This is a genomic window from Rhodovulum marinum (genome assembly GCF_004343075.1).
In the GTDB taxonomy this organism is placed as follows: Bacteria; Pseudomonadota; Alphaproteobacteria; order Rhodobacterales; family Rhodobacteraceae; genus Rhodovulum; species Rhodovulum marinum.
This window is the reverse complement of record NZ_SLXP01000007.1, coordinates 12,973-26,814: the sequence shown is the minus strand read 5'-3', so window position 1 is coordinate 26,814 and position 13,842 is coordinate 12,973. Positions and strand designations below refer to the sequence as shown.

Here is a 13,842-nt window from a genome sequence, read left to right as displayed (position 1 = left end):
GGGGGCGGGCAGGCCGGCCGGTCAGGCGGCGCGGGGCAGGGCGTCCACCGCCCGGTGCGCGGCCGCCAGCGCCCCCTCGGCATCCAGCGCCAGCCTGTCGGCGCCCACGAAGGTCACGTCGGTGATGCCCAGGAAACCCAGCACATGGCGCAGATAGGGCGTGGCGAAGTCGATCTCGGACCCCATCCCCGTCCCGCCCGACGCCAGCGCCACGATCACCCGCTTGCCGCCCAGCAAGCCCTTGGGCCCAGCCTCGGTATAGCGGAAGGTGACCCCGGCCCGCGCCACCAAGTCGACCCAGGCCTTCAGCGCGGCGGGCAGGCCGAAATTATAGACCGGCAGGCCGATCACCACCGTGTCGGCGTCGCGCAACTCGGCGATCAACTCGTCCGACAAGGCGAGTTCTGCGTGCTGCGCCTCGGTCCGGTCGGTCTCGGGCGTAAAATTGGCGCCGATCCACGCGGCGTTCAACAGCGGCAGCCCGCCCGACAGGTCGCGGGTGACGATGCAGGTCTCGGCGTCGGCAAGGCGGGCGACGATGCGGTCGGTCAGTTCGCGCGAGACCGACCCGTCGATCCGGGCCGAACTGTCGATGCGCAGGATGGTGTGCGGCATGGGGAATCTCCGTGGTTCGGGGTGACGTGTGCGAAAGATGGTTCTTGCGTGAGCGAACACAATTTCCCAAAATCAACATGAACTGTGAGGTGGCGCACATATGGAACTGGACAACTGGGACGAGGTCCGCACGGCCTATCACGTCGCGCGGCTGGGCACGGTCAGCGGCGCGGCCGAGGCGCTTGGCGTGCACCATGCCACCGTGATCCGCCATGTCGACGCGCTGGAAAACCGGCTGGGCGTCCGGCTGTTCCAGCGCCATGCCCGCGGCTACACGCCGACCGAGGCCGGCGAGGAACTGTTGCAGGTGGCCCAGGTCACCGCCGACCAGTTCAGCCAGCTTGCGGGCCGGCTGCGCGGTCACGGCACGGCGATGACCGGCGATCTGGCGGTGACCACGGTGGATTCGCTGACGCCGCTGCTTCTCCCTGTCCTTGCCGCGTTCCAGGCCGATCACCCCGACCTGTCGGTGCGTCTGCTGGCCGACCCGCGGCTTTACCGGCTGGAATACGGCGAGGCGCATGTCGCCGTGCGCGCGGGCGCCCAGCCCGACGAACCCGACAACATCGTGCAGAAACTGCATGTCCAGCACAGCGCGCTTTATGCCAGCCGGGCCTATGAACAGGCGCATGGCCCCCTGGGCGACGACCTGTCGGCGCACCGCTTCGTCGGCCCGGCCGAGGAAAACCACCGCGCGCCCTTCTATCGCTGGCTGCGGGCCAACGTGCCGGCCGACCGGATCACCTTCCGCGTCAGCGACATGCGCGGCGCGGTCGAGGCGGTCGAGGCCGGGGCGGGGATCGGCTTCGTGCCGGTCTGGCAGGCGCGGGCCATGCCCGACCTCGTCGAGATGCGCCCGGCCCAGTCCGACTGGGACGTGGCGCTGTGGCTGGTCACCCATGTCGACCTGCACCGCACCGCCAAGGTGCAGGCCCTGACCGCCCGGCTGAAGGAGGCGGCGCGCGAATGGCCCTGAGCGGCGGCGAGGCCCGGCGCGGCCACCTTGCCATGCTCACTTTCTCGGCGCTGGTCGCGGGCTCGTTCAGCTTCGGCAAGACCATCGCCACCCAGATCGACCCGGTGGCGCTGACCGCGGTGCGCTTCGTCATCGCGGGCGCGGTGATCGGCGCGGCGGCGGCGCTTGGGCCGGGGCTGAAGCGGCAACAGTTCCGCGCGCCCTGGCGGTTTCTGGTGCTGGGCGCGCTGTTCGCCGCCTATTTCGTTCTGATGTTCGAGGCGCTGAAGACCGCCGCACCCGTGTCCACCGCGGCGATCTTCACGCTGACGCCGCTGATGTCGGCGGGCTTCGGCTGGCTGTTCCTGCGCCAGCGGATCACGGGGCGGATGGGCCTGGCGCTGGCCATCGGGGCGGCTGGGGCGCTTTGGGTGATCTTTCGCGGCGACCCGGCGGCGCTGATCGCCTTCGACCTGGGCCGGGGCGAGGCGATCTTTTTCGCCGGCGCGCTGGCCCATGCCGCCTATACGCCGCTGGTGCGCAGGTTCAACCGGGGCGAGCCGGCGGTGGTCTTCACCTTCGGCATGATGCTGGCGGCGCTGGTTCTCTTGGCGGCCTACGGCATGCCGGCGATCCGGGCGACCGACTGGGCCGCGCTGCCCGCGCAGGTCTGGTGGGTGACGCTGTATCTCGCGATCTTCGCCAGTGCGGCGACCTTCGTGCTGCTGCAATACGCGGCGCTGCGGCTGCCATCCGCCAAGGTGATGGCCTATACCTACCTGACGCCCACCTGGGTCATCGGCTGGGAAATCGCGCTGGGCAACGGCGTGCCGCGCGGGCTGGTGCTGGGCGGCATCGCGCTGACCGTGCTGGCGCTGGTCCTCTTGTTGAAGGACGACGGCTAGGGGCAACCGCCCGGGACGCGCCCCGACATCACGCCCTCGATCGGCAGATGGGCGAAGAACCACTCTTCGATCCTTGGAACCCGGTTCGGGCAGGGGCGCGCCGCGTGGGGCCGCGGCGCCGGCGTCAGGCGGGCGAGGGCCCCTTCACCCGCATCGGCAGGCCCGCGACGACGAATTCCACCTCGTCGGCGATGGCGGCCACGCGCTGGTTCAGCCAGCCCTGGGCATCTCGAAACGCGCGCGCCAGCGCGTTGTCGGGCACGATGCCCATGCCGACCTCGTTCGAGACCATCACCACCGGGCTTTTCTGCCGGGCCAGCGCCGCGACCAGCGCCGCGGCCTCGGGTTCCCAGTCGCGCCCTTCCAGCATCAGGTTCGACAGCCAAAGCGTCAGGCAATCGACCAGCCTGGGCCCGCGCCCGTCGCTTCGATCCAGCGCCCCCACCAGGTCGACCGGCGCTTCGATCGTGGTCCAGCCGTCGCCTCGGTCGGCGATATGCCTGGCGATCCGCGCCCGCATCTCGTCGTCATCCGCCCGGGCCGTGGCGATATAGACCCGCTCGCCCGGCAAGCCGCGGGCGCGCGCCTCCGCATGGCGGCTCTTGCCGGACCGGGCGCCGCCGGTCACAAGGATGATCTGGGGCAAGACGGTCCCTCCCTGCGGATGCGAGGCCCGTTCCATAGCCCCCCCGGGACTGTCGTTCAATCGGGCGCGCGATCCGGCCGGACCGATCCGAATTGCTCACTTGCCTGATCGCGTCCGACCGGCGACCGTGATCCCCAGCACAGCGCCCGACAGGGCGGGGAGGACAGATGAGCCCGGACGCAGCACCGCCGGTGGGCGATCTCATCGGCGTCAAGGACTACCTCGAACAGGGCCTGATCGGCCATGGCGTGCTGGTCGAACGGCTTTTGATCGGCCTGCTGGCCGGCGGGCACGTGCTTGTCGAGGGGGCGCCGGGGCTGGCCAAGACCCGCGCCGTGCGCTGGCTGGCCCGCGCCGTGGACGGCAGTTTCGCCCGCATCCAGTGCACCCCCGACCTGCTGCCCTCGGACGTGACCGGAACGCCCGTTTTCCGCCCCGACCGGGGCGGGTTCGAATTCGTCCGCGGCCCGGTGTTTCACAACCTCGTGCTGGTCGACGAGATCAACCGCGCGCCGCCCAAGGTGCAGTCGGCCCTGCTGGAGGCGATGGCCGAGGCGCAGGTCACCAGCGGCGGCGAAACCCGCGCGCTGCCCGACCCGTTCATGGTGGTGGCCACCCAGAACCCGATCGAGCACGAGGGCACCTTTCCCCTGCCCGAGGCCCAGCTCGACCGGTTCCTGCTGCATGTCGACCTTGCCCTGCCGGATGCGCAGACCGAACGCCGCATCCTCGACCTCGTCGAATCCGAGCAGGACGCCCCCCCGGCGGCGCCCCGGGCGCTGTCGCTCGACGCGCTGCACGCGGCGCGGCGCGCGGCGATGGCGGTGCACCTGGCCGATCCCTTGCGCGACTACATCGTGCGGCTGGTCATGGCGACCCGCGCCGAGGCGATGCAATCCGAGATCGAGCACGCGGTCTCGCCCCGCGGTTCGCTGGCGCTGGCCGCGGCGGCCAAGGCGCGCGCCTTCCTGCACGGGCGTGACCATGCCCTGCCCGAGGACGTGGCCGAGGTGGCGACCGATGCCCTGTCGCACCGGCTGTCGCTGACCTGGCGCGCGCGCGCCGAGGGCCGCAGCCCCCGCGACGTGATCGCCGACTTGCTGGGCCGGGTGGACCCCCTGTGATGCCCGCCCCGCCCGGCGCCACCCTGACCGAGGACGCGCTGATCGCGCTGCGGCCGCTGGCGCTGCGCCATCCGGGCGAGGTGCGGGCGCCCTCGGGCCTGCCCGGCGGCGTGGTCCTGCGGCGGCGCGGGCAGGGGCAGGAATTCAACGACATCCGCGCCTATGTCGCGGGCGACGACATCCGCCATCTCGACGCCCAGGCCACCGCCCGCACCGGCGAGCTGCACGTCAAGACCTTCCAGGACGAACGCGACCGGACCACCGTGCTGGTCGCCGATTTCCGGCCCTCGATGCTGTGGGGGCTGCGCCGTGCCTTCCGCTCGGTCGCGGCGGCCGAGGCGCTGACGCTGCTGGGCTGGCAGGTGGCCGAGGCGGGCGGGCGCGTCGCGCTGGCCGCGCTGATCGACGGCCCGCCCGTGCTGATCCGCCCACGCCCCAAGACGCGCGGCATGCTGGCGGTGATCGGCGGGATGGTCGCCGCGCACCGCGCCGCGCTGGAGGCCGCGCGCCACCGCATCGCCGACCCGCCGCTGGATCACGCGCTGGCCGCGGTCGCGCGCGTGGCGCCGACCGGCGCGCGCGTGGTGATCGCCAGCGGCCTCGACACCCGCGGCCCCCGGCTCGACGACCGGCTGGCCCAGATCGACCGGCGCTGCCCGGTGACGCTGTGGCATGTCGGGGACGGGGCCGATGCGCTGCCCGCGGGGCGCTACCCGATCCGCACCGGCGAGGGGCGGCGGCTGGCGGTGCGGCTGGCGGGGGCAGGGGCCCAGACCCCGCCCCGGATTGCCGGTTTGACCCCGCTGCCGCTCGATCCGGCCTGGCCGGTCGAGGACCTGTCCACCCGGCTCGGGGGCGCCGATGGCCCCGCATGAGGTCGACACCCTGCTGGAGGCGCTGCACCCCGTGCGCCTGCCGCCCGAGGCCGCGGGCGGCCTGCCCGCCGAGGCGCTGGCCGCGCTGGGCATCGGCCTCTTGCTGGCCGCCGCCCTCGCGCCCGTCCTGCGCGGCCTGACCGCGCGCCCCCGGAAAATCGCCGCCCCCGAAACCGGCACCGAAGAGGACCGTATCGCCCTTTTGCACGCGCTCAAACGCGAACGGCCCGCGCAATTCGCGGCGCTGCGCCCGACCCTTTACGCGCCGGGCGGCCTGCCGTCCGCGGAACGGCTCAGGGCGATGCTGCGCGGGAAGCCGCGGCCATGACCTTCGGTTTCGCCGATCCGCTGGCGCTGCTGTTGATGCCCCTGCCGCTCCTGGCGCTGCGCCTTCTGCCCCCCGGCGCCGGGATCGGCGCGGCGCTGGTGGTACCCGACGGGTTGGGCCGGCGGCTGTCCGGGCTGTCGGGGCGCGCGGCGGGCGCGCGGCGGGGCCTGTGGCTCGGGGCGCTGGCCTGGTCGCTCTTGGTGGTGGCGCTGGCCGGGCCGCGCCAGCTGGTGCCCACGCCCGCCCTGCCGGTCAGCGGGCGCGACCTGGTGCTGGCGCTCGACCTGTCGGGGTCCATGGTGCGCGAGGATTTCGAACTGGACGGCGAAACCGCCAGCCGCCTCGACGCGGTCAAGCGGGTCGCCGCCCGTTTCGTCCGCGGGCGCAAGGGCGACCGCGTCGCGCTGGTCGTCTTCGGCTCCGAGGCCTATGTCGCCGCCGCGCCCAGCTTCGACACCCAGGCCGTCGCGCGCGCCATCGAAGGGGCCGAGATCGGCATTTCGGGGCGCGCCACCAATATCGGCGATGCGCTGGGCCTGGCGCTGAAACGGCTGCAGGGGTCCGACGCCGACAGCCGCGTGGTGATCCTGTTGTCGGATGGCGCGAACAACGCGGGCGCGGCCCGTCCCGACGGCGTGGCGGCCCTTGCCGCCGGGATGGGCGTGCGCGTCCACACCATCGCCATGGGGCCCCGCGATTTCACCACCGCCGATCCCGGTGAACCCGGCGCGGTGGATGCCGCAGCACTGCGCCGCATCGCCCAAACGAGCGGCGGCGAAAGCTTCCGCGTGCGCACCACCGCCGACCTGGAAGCCGTGGCCCAGGCCATCGACCGGCTGGAACCCACGGCGGGCGACGGGCTGGCCGCCGAGATCCACCGCCCCCTCTGGATCTGGCCCGCGATGCTTGGCGGCGCGCTTTGCCTCGTGCTGACGGTGCGGGGGCCGGAATGAGCGGGCTTGCGCTGCTCCGGCCCGAATGGCTTCTGGCGCTGCCGCTGGTGGCGGGGCTCGGGCTGTGGGCCTGGCGCCGCCAGCGCGGGCTTGGCGACTGGATGCGCGCGGCCGATCCGGGCCTTCTGCGCGCGATGCGCGCCATCGGCCGGGTCGACGGGCGCGGCGCGGCCGGGGCCGCCCTGCTGGCGCCGCTGGCCGCCGGGATCGTGGTGCTTGCCTTGACCGGCCCCGCGGTGGACCGCAGCGGGGCCAGCGCCTTTCGCAATCTCGACGGGGCGGTGTTCGTCCTCGACGCCTCGCCCTCGATGGTCGCGGGGCCGGGCTGGCCCGACGCGGTCGCCGCCGCGCGGATCGGGCTGGGCGCGCTGGGCGCGAAACCCGCGGCGCTGGTGGTCTATGCGGGCGACGCCTACCTCGCCGCGCCGTTCACGCGCGACACCGCGCAGCTGGGCCTGACCGTGTCGGTGATCGAGCCGGGCACGGTCCCCGATCCCGGAACCCGGCCCGAACGTGCGCTGGCCATGGCCGCCGACCTGCTGGCCCAGGCCGACATCCTGGCCGGAGACGTGGTCCTGATCACCGATGGCGGCGGTGTGGGGGCCGGGGCGATGGCGGCTGCGGACCGGATCGCCGGGGCCGGCGCCGCGCTGTCGGTGGTGCGGATCGGCACCGCGCCGGGCGAGGCGCTGGAAACGCTGGCGCGCGCGGGCGGCGGCGCGGTCCACGCGCCCGCCGATCTGGACGCGTTGCGGGCGGCGCTGGCCACCGGCGCGGGCGACCGTCTCGCGCGCGAAGATTATGCGCTCTTGTTCCGCGCCGATCTGGGCCGCTACCTGCTGATCCTCGCGCTTTTCCCGCTCTTGCTGCTGTTTCGCAGGGCCGCGCCATGAGGATCGCGCTGGCCGCCCTTCTGTGTCTCGGCCTCGCCGCGCTGATGGGCGGGGCCGCCCCGTTCGGCCGCCTTGCGCTCGCGCTGGGCCTGCCGGGGCTGGCGGTGCCGCTCTTGCCCGATCCCGCGTGGAAGGGCGCGGCGCTGGCCCGCGCCGGCCGGTTCGCCGAGGCGGCCGAGGCGTTCGAACAGGCAGGCCCGTCCGCCCACTACAACCGCGGCGTGGCGCTGGCCCGCGATGGCCGGTTCGCCGCCGCGCTTGAGGCCTTCGACATGGCCGCCGCGCTGAACCCCGCCGACCACGCGGCGCGCGCGAATTTCGACCTCGTCGCCGCCGCCTATGGCGGGATGGCGGTCGACCCGGATTCGGTCGCCTGGTGGCGCGGCGACCGCGAGGGGCCGCGTCTGTCCGCGCCCTCCGGGCAGGGCAGCGGCCGCGCGGCGGGCACCGGCGACGCGGTCACCAATACCGGCGCGAACATGGGCCTGCCGCTCTTGTTCAGCGAGGCCGAGGGCGCCGTGCGCAAGGTGTTCGACGACAAGCATGTGCGCGCCAATGCCCGCTGGCTGGAAACGCTCGAGGATGTGCCCGGCGCCTATCTGGGGGCCCGCATCGCCGCCGAACACAAGCGCCGCGCCGAGGCCGGCCTGTCCCCGCCCGCCCCGGAGGACCCGCGATGAAACGGGTCCTTGCCCTTATCCTGTTGATCCTCTCCGCACCTCTCGCCGCGGCCCAGACCGACACCGTGACCGAGGGCGAACTGTCGTTGACCGTGACGGTCGAACCGGGGGCGGCCACGCCTTACGTGGGCGAACTGGTTCTGGTGACGATCCACGGCCGCTATACCCGCCACATCGCGCGCGAGTCGCTGGCGCAGCCAGAACTCGACGGCTTCAGCTGGATGCAGCTGGGCTATGACTACTGGTACGACACCACCGTGCGCGGCAAGAAGGTCAAGAATTTCCGCCGCCGCATGGCCCTGTTTCCCCAGCGCGCGGGGCGGCTGACCATCGCGCCCTACGTTCACAAGTTGGACCTGATCGATTCCGCGAACCGCTGGTTCCCGCACGAAATCCGCTCCGCCCCCGTCACGATCGAGGTGCTGCCCGCGCCCGCCCCGCCCGACCGCTGGCTGCCGCTCAAGCGGCTGGAAATCTCGGACCAATGGTCGAACCCGCCCGACCAGCTGGCCCCGGGCGCGGGCGTCCTTCGGGTGATCCGCGTCGAGGCGACGGGCATCGCGCCCGAGATGCTGCCGCCGATGCCCGACCTGACCTCGCCCAGCGCCGACATCTTTCCGCACCCGGAAAAGCGGCTGGTGGAACTGTCGCCCGACGGCCCGGTCGCCATCGCCTTCTGGCGCTGGACGATCCGGCCCGGCGGCCCGGTCTCGGCGATCGTCGAGCCGTTCTCGCTCGACTATTACGACACCCTCGCGCGCGTGCCCCGCCGCGTCACGATCTCGCCCACGCGGGTCGCCTATGCCGGGGTCGCCCCGGCGGGGGACACCGCCGCCGAACCACCCGTCGCCGGTGCGCTGCACCGGGGCGCGGTCCTCGGCGGGCTGGGGGCGGGGGTGCTGCTGGGGCTGGGCGGGCTGCTGGCCGGGCGCGCGCTACCGCGCCGGGCCCAGATGGCTGCCCGCCTGCGCCTGCGCGCCGCCCTGCGCCACGGCGCGCGGTCGGGCGACCTGGCCCTGATGCGCCGGGCCGCGGCGGGGCTTGACCAAAGCGCTGCGCCAGACCCGGCGCGGGCGGTGCTGCTGCGCGCGCTTGACTGCGCGATCTATGGCCGCGCGCCGGGCGCCTTCGACGCCGCCGCGTTCCGCTGCCGGTTCCTCGCCACGCTTTAGGGGCCTATTTCAACTGGCTGTCCTTGGACCCGCGCCGGTTGATGCCGCCGCGCTGAACGGGCCGCGCATCCCGCGCCCCCTGGCAATCGATGCACAGCTTGACGCCGGGGATCGCCCGCCGCCGCGCCTCGGGGATCGGCTCGTCGCATTCGGCGCAATGGCTCAGGCTTTCGCCCACGGGCCTGCGCTGCGCCTTCAGCCGCGCCAGCTCGTCGTTGATCGAGGCGTCGATCTGTTCGTTCACCGCGCCGTCGCGCGCCCATCCGCCCGCCATCGCTGATCCTCCTTGTGCCGCCGCAGGGTACGCCCGCCCGCGCCCCCGGTCAAAGCCCGCTAACGCAGCGCGCCTTCGGCCTGCAACGCCTCGTATTTCGCCTGGTCCCACCACCAGTAATCGGTGCCCCGGTCATAGGGCGGCTTTTCGGCGGGCTTTCCGAACACGTCCCAATAGGCGATCCAGTGCGATCCCTTGTACCAGTTCGGCACCCACAGGTGTTTCGCCCGCAAAACCCGGTCCAGCGCCCTGACCCGGGTTTCCAGCGTCGCGCGGTCGGGCGCGGCCAGCACCCGTTCGATCAACGCATCCACCACCGGGTCGGCGATCCCCGCCAGGTTGTTGCTGCCCGGCGCCTCGGCGCTTTCGCTGCCGAACAGGGTGCGCAACTCGATCGACGGGCTCAGCGGCAGCACGAACCGCGCGATGGTCACGTCATAGTCGAACTCTTCCTGGCGCTGCTGCATCTGCGCGGCGTCCACCTGGGTCTGCACCGCGTCCACCCCCAGCCGGGTCAGGTTCTCGATATAGGGCAGCACGATCCGTTCAAAGGCGGGGCTGTCCGACACGAATTCCACCCGCAGCGTCTCGCCCGCCGCGTTCCGGCGCAGCCCCCGGTCGTCGGTCGTCCAGCCCGCCGCGTCCAGCAGCGCGCCCGCCTCGCGCAGCGCACGCCGGTCGAGGTTGCGCTCGGGCGACAGAACGCGCGGTGTGACGGCCGGGGCGGTGAACACGCTGTCGGGCAACGCGTCGCGGAATTCCTCCAGCAGCGCCAGTTCGTCCCCCTGCGGCAGCCCTTCGGCCTGCATCCCCGAGTTTTCCCAGAAACTGTCGGTGCGCTGGTAAAGCCCATAGAACAGCGTCCGGTTCGACCATTCGAAGTTGAACATCATCGCGATGGCCTCGCGCACGCGGGGGTCGGCGAATTGCGGCCGCCGCAGGTTCATCCAGAACCCCTGCGCCCCCGAGGGCCGGTCATCCCCGATCACCTCGCGCAGGATCCAGCCCCGCTCGATGGCCGGAAAGCCGTAATTCGTGGCCCACAGCGCCGAGGTGAATTCCTCGTGGAACAGGTAGGCACCGGTCTTGAACGCCTCGAACGCGCCGGTGTTGTCGGCGAAATACTCATAGCGATAGCAGTCGAAATTGTTCTTGCCGACATTCACCGGCAACTCCGCCGCCCAGTAATCGGGGTTGCGGCAATAGGTGATCGACCGGCCCGCGTCGACCTCCTGCACCACGTAGGGCCCCGACCCCAGCGGCGGCGTCAGCGTCGAGCGGTCGAAGGCCACGGTGTCATAGTAATGCGCAGGCAGGATCGGCACCTGGCCCACATCGGCGATCAAATCGCGCGTCGCCGCCCCTTCGGCGAACTCCACCCGCACCTCGGACGGCGACAGCGCGGTGACACCGGCCACGTCCTTCAGCCGGATGCGGTAGGCGGGCGCGCCCTGGGCCTGCAACGTCTCAAGCGTGAACACCACGTCCTCGGCCTCGACCGGGTCGCCATCGGCGAACCGCGCGCCCGCGCGCAGCCGGTAGACCACCCAGGACCGGTCCGGCGGATAGGTCACGCTTTCGGCCAGCAGGCCGTAAACCGCGTCGGGCTCGTCATGGGCGCGCACCATCAGCGTGTCATAGATGCGCTCCAGCCCCTGCGCCGGTTCGCCCGCCAGGATGAACGGGTTCAGGCTGTCAAAGGTGCGCGAGGCCCCGGTGCCGCGGAAACTCATCGTGCCGCCCTTGGGCGCGTCGGGGTTCACATAGTCGAAATGGGCGAAACCTTCGGGGTATTTCAGCGCGCCGAAGGCGGAAATGCCGTGCCGGGTGACCGTCGCCCCCTCGTCGGCCCGCGCGGGCAGGGCGGCAAGACCGGCGACAAGCGCCGCGGCAAGGGTCGAACGGGCGGTCAGGGCCATGGCGTTCTCCGTGCAGGTCACCGCAGACCCTAGCACGCCCGCGCCCCGGGGAAAGCAAGCGGTCCCGGGGCTGCGGCGCAATTTCCGCGCCGCGGGGCTTTCGCTCGGCGCTTTGGCGTGCTTCCATGCGCGCGTGACAGGGGCGTCCGGGGCCACCCGGGCTGAGAAGCACCCTTTGAACCTGAACCAGATCATGCTGGCGGAGGGAGTCGCGAATGCCTTGCCCCATCGGCGCGCATTCCCGTCATTCCTGCCGCCTCGTCGGAAGGAGCACGGAATGACCGACTGGGGCAGCCACCTTTCCACCATGCGCGCGCAGGCGCCGCTGGTGCTGAACATCACCAATTTCGTGGCGATGAACGTTATGGCGAACGTCTTGCTGGCGGCGGGCGCCTCGCCGGCCATGGCTCATGCCGAGGAAGAGATCGCCGAGATCACCGCCCTGTCGGGGGCGCTGACGATCAATTTCGGCACCGCCGACGCCGCGTGGATGCGCGGGATATTCAAGGCCGTGGAAACCGCCCGCGACAACGCCATCCCCTGGGTTTTCGACCCGGTGGCCGTTGCGGTCAGCCGGTTGCGGCGCGACACCGCCGCGCGGCTGCTGGATATGGGGCCCGCCGTGGTGCGCGGCAATGCCTCGGAAATCCTGGCGCTGGCGGGCCGGGGCGTCGGCGGCAAGGGCGTGGATGCCACCGATGGCGTGGCCGAGGCCGAGGCCGCCGCGCGGGCCCTGGCCGCGCAGACCGGCGCCGTGGTCGCCGTCACCGGCCCGGTCGATTTCGTGACCGACGGCACGCGCGGCTGGCATGTGTCGAACGGCCACCCGCTGATGCCGCTGGTCACCGCGCTTGGCTGTTCGCTGACCGGGATCGTCGGGGCCTTCGTCTCCGGGGCGGATGACCGCGCCGCCGCCACCACCGCCGCACTGGCTTATTACGGGTTGGCGGGCGAACGCGCGGGCGACGGGGCGCGCGGCCCCGGCAGTTTCCAGGTCGCCTTCCTCGATGCGCTGGCCGCGGTCACGCCCGACGATCTGGCCGCCGGGGCACGGGTGGCGGCGGCATGACCCTGTCCGTCTATTTCGTCACGCCCGACGGCGCGCCCGATGCGCTGGTCCTGGCGGCGGTGCGCGGCGGGGCCACCATGGTGCAACTCCGCGACAAGCACGCCCCCGATGCCGCGATGATCGCCCGGGCCCGCCGGTTGCGCGCCCGGCTTGCGCCGCTGGGCGTGCCGCTCATCGTGAACGACCGGCTGCGCGTCGCGCTGGCCGCCGCGGCGGACGGGCTGCATATCGGCCAATCCGATGGCGACCCGGCGCGGATCCGCGCGGCGCTCGGCCCGCGCGCGATCCTGGGCCTGTCGATCGAGACCGGGGCGCAACTTGCCGCCCTCTCGCCGGGGGTGGTCGATTACATCGGTGTCGGTCCCGTCCGCGCCACCGCGACCAAGCCCGACCACGCCGCCCCGCTGGGCCTCGACGGGCTGGCCCGCATCGTCCGCGCGGCCCCGGTGCCCGCGGTCGCCATCGGCGGGGTGGGGGCCGCCGACATCCCCGATCTCAAATCCGCGGGCTGCGCCGGGCTCGCCGTCGTCTCGGCCATTTCCGCCGCGCCCGACCCCGAACAGGCCGCCCGCACCCTTGCCCGGACATGGAGCACCGCATGATCCCCAACATCCTTTCCATCGCCGGGTCCGACCCTTCGGGCGGGGCCGGCATCCAGGCCGATCTCAAGGCGATCTCGGCCAATGGCGGCTATGGCATGGCCGCGCTGACCGGGCTGACCGTGCAGAACACCCAAGGGGTGCGCGCCGCGCAACTGCTCGCGCCCGATTTCGTCGCGGCCCAGGTCGCCGCCGTGTTCGACGACATCCGCGTGGACGCGGTCAAGATCGGCATGCTGGGCTCGGCCGCCATCGTCCACGCCGTGGCCGAGGTGCTGACAGGGCGCGGCGTGCCGGTGGTGCTGGACCCGGTGATGGTCGCCAAGGGCGGCGACCGGCTCTTGGCCGAGGACGCGGTCGCCGCCCTGCGCGCGGCGCTGGTGCCGATCGCCACGGTCATCACCCCCAACCTGCCCGAGGCCGCCGACCTGCTGGGCATCCCCGAGGCCGCGACCGAGGACGACATGCTGCGCCAGGGCGAGGCGCTGGCCGCGCTGGCCGCGCTGGGCGCGGGGGCGGTTCTGCTGAAGGGCGGGCATCTTTCGGGCGCGGACAGCCCCGACCTGTTCCTCTCATCCGGCACGCGCGTCTGGCTGCCCGCCCCGCGCGTGGCGACGGCGAACACCCACGGCACCGGCTGCACCCTGTCGGCGGCGCTGGCCACCCAGCTTGCGCTGTGCCGCGACCCGCTGCAGGCCGCGCGGGAGGCCAAGGCCTATACGCTGGGCGCGATCCGCGGGGCGGGGCGTCTGACGGTGGGGCGGGGGCACGGGCCCACGGACCATTTCTTCGCGATGCGCGGCTAGGGCGGGGCGGGTTTCCCACGCGGCGCGCC

16 protein-coding genes and 1 riboswitch are annotated in these 13,842 nt (G+C 72.7%); of the genes, 12 read left to right on the top strand and 4 right to left on the bottom strand.

Features of this window, described 5'->3' with window-relative positions:
• Window positions 1-21: 21 nt before the first annotated feature.
• Window positions 22-615 (bottom strand): FMN-dependent NADH-azoreductase, encoded by a 594-nt coding sequence (locus EV662_RS11530; RefSeq protein WP_132462391.1) that lies wholly within the window; start codon window positions 613-615, stop codon window positions 22-24.
• A gap of 106 nt (window positions 616-721) precedes the next feature.
• Here EV662_RS11530 and EV662_RS11525 point away from each other — a divergent pair, with 106 nt between their 5' ends.
• Both EV662_RS11525 and EV662_RS11520 read left to right on the top strand, forming a co-directional pair.
• On the top strand, window positions 722-1,591 hold the full coding sequence (locus tag EV662_RS11525; protein ID WP_132462852.1) for a LysR family transcriptional regulator: 870 nt from the start codon (window positions 722-724) through the stop codon (window positions 1,589-1,591).
• Window positions 1,582-2,475 carry a DMT family transporter gene (locus EV662_RS11520; RefSeq protein ID WP_132462389.1) on the top strand — a complete coding sequence of 298 codons (894 nt, stop codon included), beginning with the start codon at window positions 1,582-1,584 and terminating at the stop codon, window positions 2,473-2,475. Before EV662_RS11525 ends, EV662_RS11520 begins: the two co-directional genes overlap by 10 nt.
• Before the next feature lie 124 nt (window positions 2,476-2,599).
• Here EV662_RS11520 and cobU read toward each other — a convergent pair whose 3' ends face one another.
• A complete protein-coding gene (gene cobU / locus EV662_RS11515; protein ID WP_207903614.1) occupies window positions 2,600-3,121 on the bottom strand; it encodes a bifunctional adenosylcobinamide kinase/adenosylcobinamide-phosphate guanylyltransferase in 522 nt (173 codons plus the stop codon).
• 167 nt (window positions 3,122-3,288) lie between these two features.
• Between cobU and EV662_RS11510 the strand changes: the two genes are divergently transcribed.
• The 7 genes from EV662_RS11510 to EV662_RS11480 are packed head-to-tail and all read left to right on the top strand — an operon-like array spanning window position 3,289 to window position 9,146.
• Window positions 3,289-4,245 carry an AAA family ATPase gene (locus EV662_RS11510; protein ID WP_132462385.1) on the top strand — a complete coding sequence of 319 codons (957 nt, stop codon included), beginning with the start codon at window positions 3,289-3,291 and terminating at the stop codon, window positions 4,243-4,245.
• Window positions 4,245-5,120: a DUF58 domain-containing protein gene (locus tag EV662_RS11505; RefSeq protein ID WP_132462383.1), complete on the top strand. Its 876-nt coding sequence runs from the start codon at window positions 4,245-4,247 to the stop codon at window positions 5,118-5,120. Before EV662_RS11510 ends, EV662_RS11505 begins: the two co-directional genes overlap by 1 nt.
• On the top strand, window positions 5,107-5,448 hold the full coding sequence (locus EV662_RS11500; protein ID WP_132462381.1) for a hypothetical protein: 342 nt from the start codon (window positions 5,107-5,109) through the stop codon (window positions 5,446-5,448). Before EV662_RS11505 ends, EV662_RS11500 begins: the two co-directional genes overlap by 14 nt.
• A complete protein-coding gene (locus tag EV662_RS11495) occupies window positions 5,445-6,401 on the top strand; it encodes a VWA domain-containing protein (protein ID WP_132462379.1) in 957 nt (318 codons plus the stop codon). The genes EV662_RS11500 and EV662_RS11495 overlap by 4 nt, the downstream gene beginning before the upstream one ends.
• Entirely contained in the window at window positions 6,398-7,294 is an 897-nt protein-coding gene (locus EV662_RS11490; RefSeq protein ID WP_132462377.1) for a VWA domain-containing protein, read from the top strand. Before EV662_RS11495 ends, EV662_RS11490 begins: the two co-directional genes overlap by 4 nt.
• Complete coding sequence (locus tag EV662_RS11485) at window positions 7,291-7,974, top strand: tetratricopeptide repeat protein (protein WP_132462375.1); 684 nt, start codon at window positions 7,291-7,293, stop codon at window positions 7,972-7,974. Before EV662_RS11490 ends, EV662_RS11485 begins: the two co-directional genes overlap by 4 nt.
• Window positions 7,971-9,146 (top strand): BatD family protein, encoded by a 1,176-nt coding sequence (locus tag EV662_RS11480; RefSeq protein WP_132462373.1) that lies wholly within the window; start codon window positions 7,971-7,973, stop codon window positions 9,144-9,146. Before EV662_RS11485 ends, EV662_RS11480 begins: the two co-directional genes overlap by 4 nt.
• A gap of 4 nt (window positions 9,147-9,150) precedes the next feature.
• Here the strand turns inward: EV662_RS11480 and EV662_RS11475 are convergent, their stop codons facing one another.
• Complete coding sequence (locus EV662_RS11475; RefSeq protein ID WP_132462371.1) at window positions 9,151-9,420, bottom strand: DksA/TraR family C4-type zinc finger protein; 270 nt, start codon at window positions 9,418-9,420, stop codon at window positions 9,151-9,153.
• 59 nt (window positions 9,421-9,479) lie between these two features.
• On the bottom strand, window positions 9,480-11,339 hold the full coding sequence (locus tag EV662_RS11470; RefSeq protein ID WP_132462369.1) for an extracellular solute-binding protein: 1,860 nt from the start codon (window positions 11,337-11,339) through the stop codon (window positions 9,480-9,482).
• Window positions 11,340-11,467: 128 nt separating this feature from the next.
• Window positions 11,468-11,564, top strand: a riboswitch (TPP riboswitch).
• 52 nt (window positions 11,565-11,616) lie between these two features.
• Between EV662_RS11470 and thiM the strand changes: the two genes are divergently transcribed.
• From thiM to thiD, 3 genes are read left to right on the top strand one after another with little or no spacing between them, the layout of a single operon-like run.
• Window positions 11,617-12,408 (top strand): hydroxyethylthiazole kinase, encoded by a 792-nt coding sequence (gene thiM / locus EV662_RS11465; RefSeq protein WP_132462367.1) that lies wholly within the window; start codon window positions 11,617-11,619, stop codon window positions 12,406-12,408.
• Window positions 12,405-13,010: a thiamine phosphate synthase gene (gene thiE / locus EV662_RS11460; RefSeq protein ID WP_132462365.1), complete on the top strand. Its 606-nt coding sequence runs from the start codon at window positions 12,405-12,407 to the stop codon at window positions 13,008-13,010. Before thiM ends, thiE begins: the two co-directional genes overlap by 4 nt.
• Window positions 13,007-13,813, top strand: coding sequence for a bifunctional hydroxymethylpyrimidine kinase/phosphomethylpyrimidine kinase (thiD, locus tag EV662_RS11455; RefSeq protein WP_132462363.1), 807 nt, complete (start codon window positions 13,007-13,009; stop codon window positions 13,811-13,813). Before thiE ends, thiD begins: the two co-directional genes overlap by 4 nt.
• The last annotated feature ends 29 nt before the right edge of the window (window positions 13,814-13,842 follow it).

Coding starts and splice junctions, on each gene's coding strand:
- EV662_RS11530 (WP_132462391.1), bottom strand. CDS start 615: ATGCCGCACACCATCCTGCGCATCGACAGTTCGGCCCGGATCGACGGG.
- EV662_RS11520 (WP_132462389.1), top strand. CDS start 1,582: ATGGCCCTGAGCGGCGGCGAGGCCCGGCGCGGCCACCTTGCCATGCTC.
- EV662_RS11510 (WP_132462385.1), top strand. CDS start 3,289: ATGAGCCCGGACGCAGCACCGCCGGTGGGCGATCTCATCGGCGTCAAG.
- EV662_RS11505 (WP_132462383.1), top strand. CDS start 4,245: ATGCCCGCCCCGCCCGGCGCCACCCTGACCGAGGACGCGCTGATCGCG.
- EV662_RS11500 (WP_132462381.1), top strand. CDS start 5,107: ATGGCCCCGCATGAGGTCGACACCCTGCTGGAGGCGCTGCACCCCGTG.
- EV662_RS11495 (WP_132462379.1), top strand. CDS start 5,445: ATGACCTTCGGTTTCGCCGATCCGCTGGCGCTGCTGTTGATGCCCCTG.
- EV662_RS11490 (WP_132462377.1), top strand. CDS start 6,398: ATGAGCGGGCTTGCGCTGCTCCGGCCCGAATGGCTTCTGGCGCTGCCG.
- EV662_RS11485 (WP_132462375.1), top strand. CDS start 7,291: ATGAGGATCGCGCTGGCCGCCCTTCTGTGTCTCGGCCTCGCCGCGCTG.
- EV662_RS11480 (WP_132462373.1), top strand. CDS start 7,971: ATGAAACGGGTCCTTGCCCTTATCCTGTTGATCCTCTCCGCACCTCTC.
- EV662_RS11475 (WP_132462371.1), bottom strand. CDS start 9,420: ATGGCGGGCGGATGGGCGCGCGACGGCGCGGTGAACGAACAGATCGAC.
- EV662_RS11470 (WP_132462369.1), bottom strand. CDS start 11,339: ATGGCCCTGACCGCCCGTTCGACCCTTGCCGCGGCGCTTGTCGCCGGT.
- thiM (WP_132462367.1), top strand. CDS start 11,617: ATGACCGACTGGGGCAGCCACCTTTCCACCATGCGCGCGCAGGCGCCG.
- thiE (WP_132462365.1), top strand. CDS start 12,405: ATGACCCTGTCCGTCTATTTCGTCACGCCCGACGGCGCGCCCGATGCG.
- thiD (WP_132462363.1), top strand. CDS start 13,007: ATGATCCCCAACATCCTTTCCATCGCCGGGTCCGACCCTTCGGGCGGG.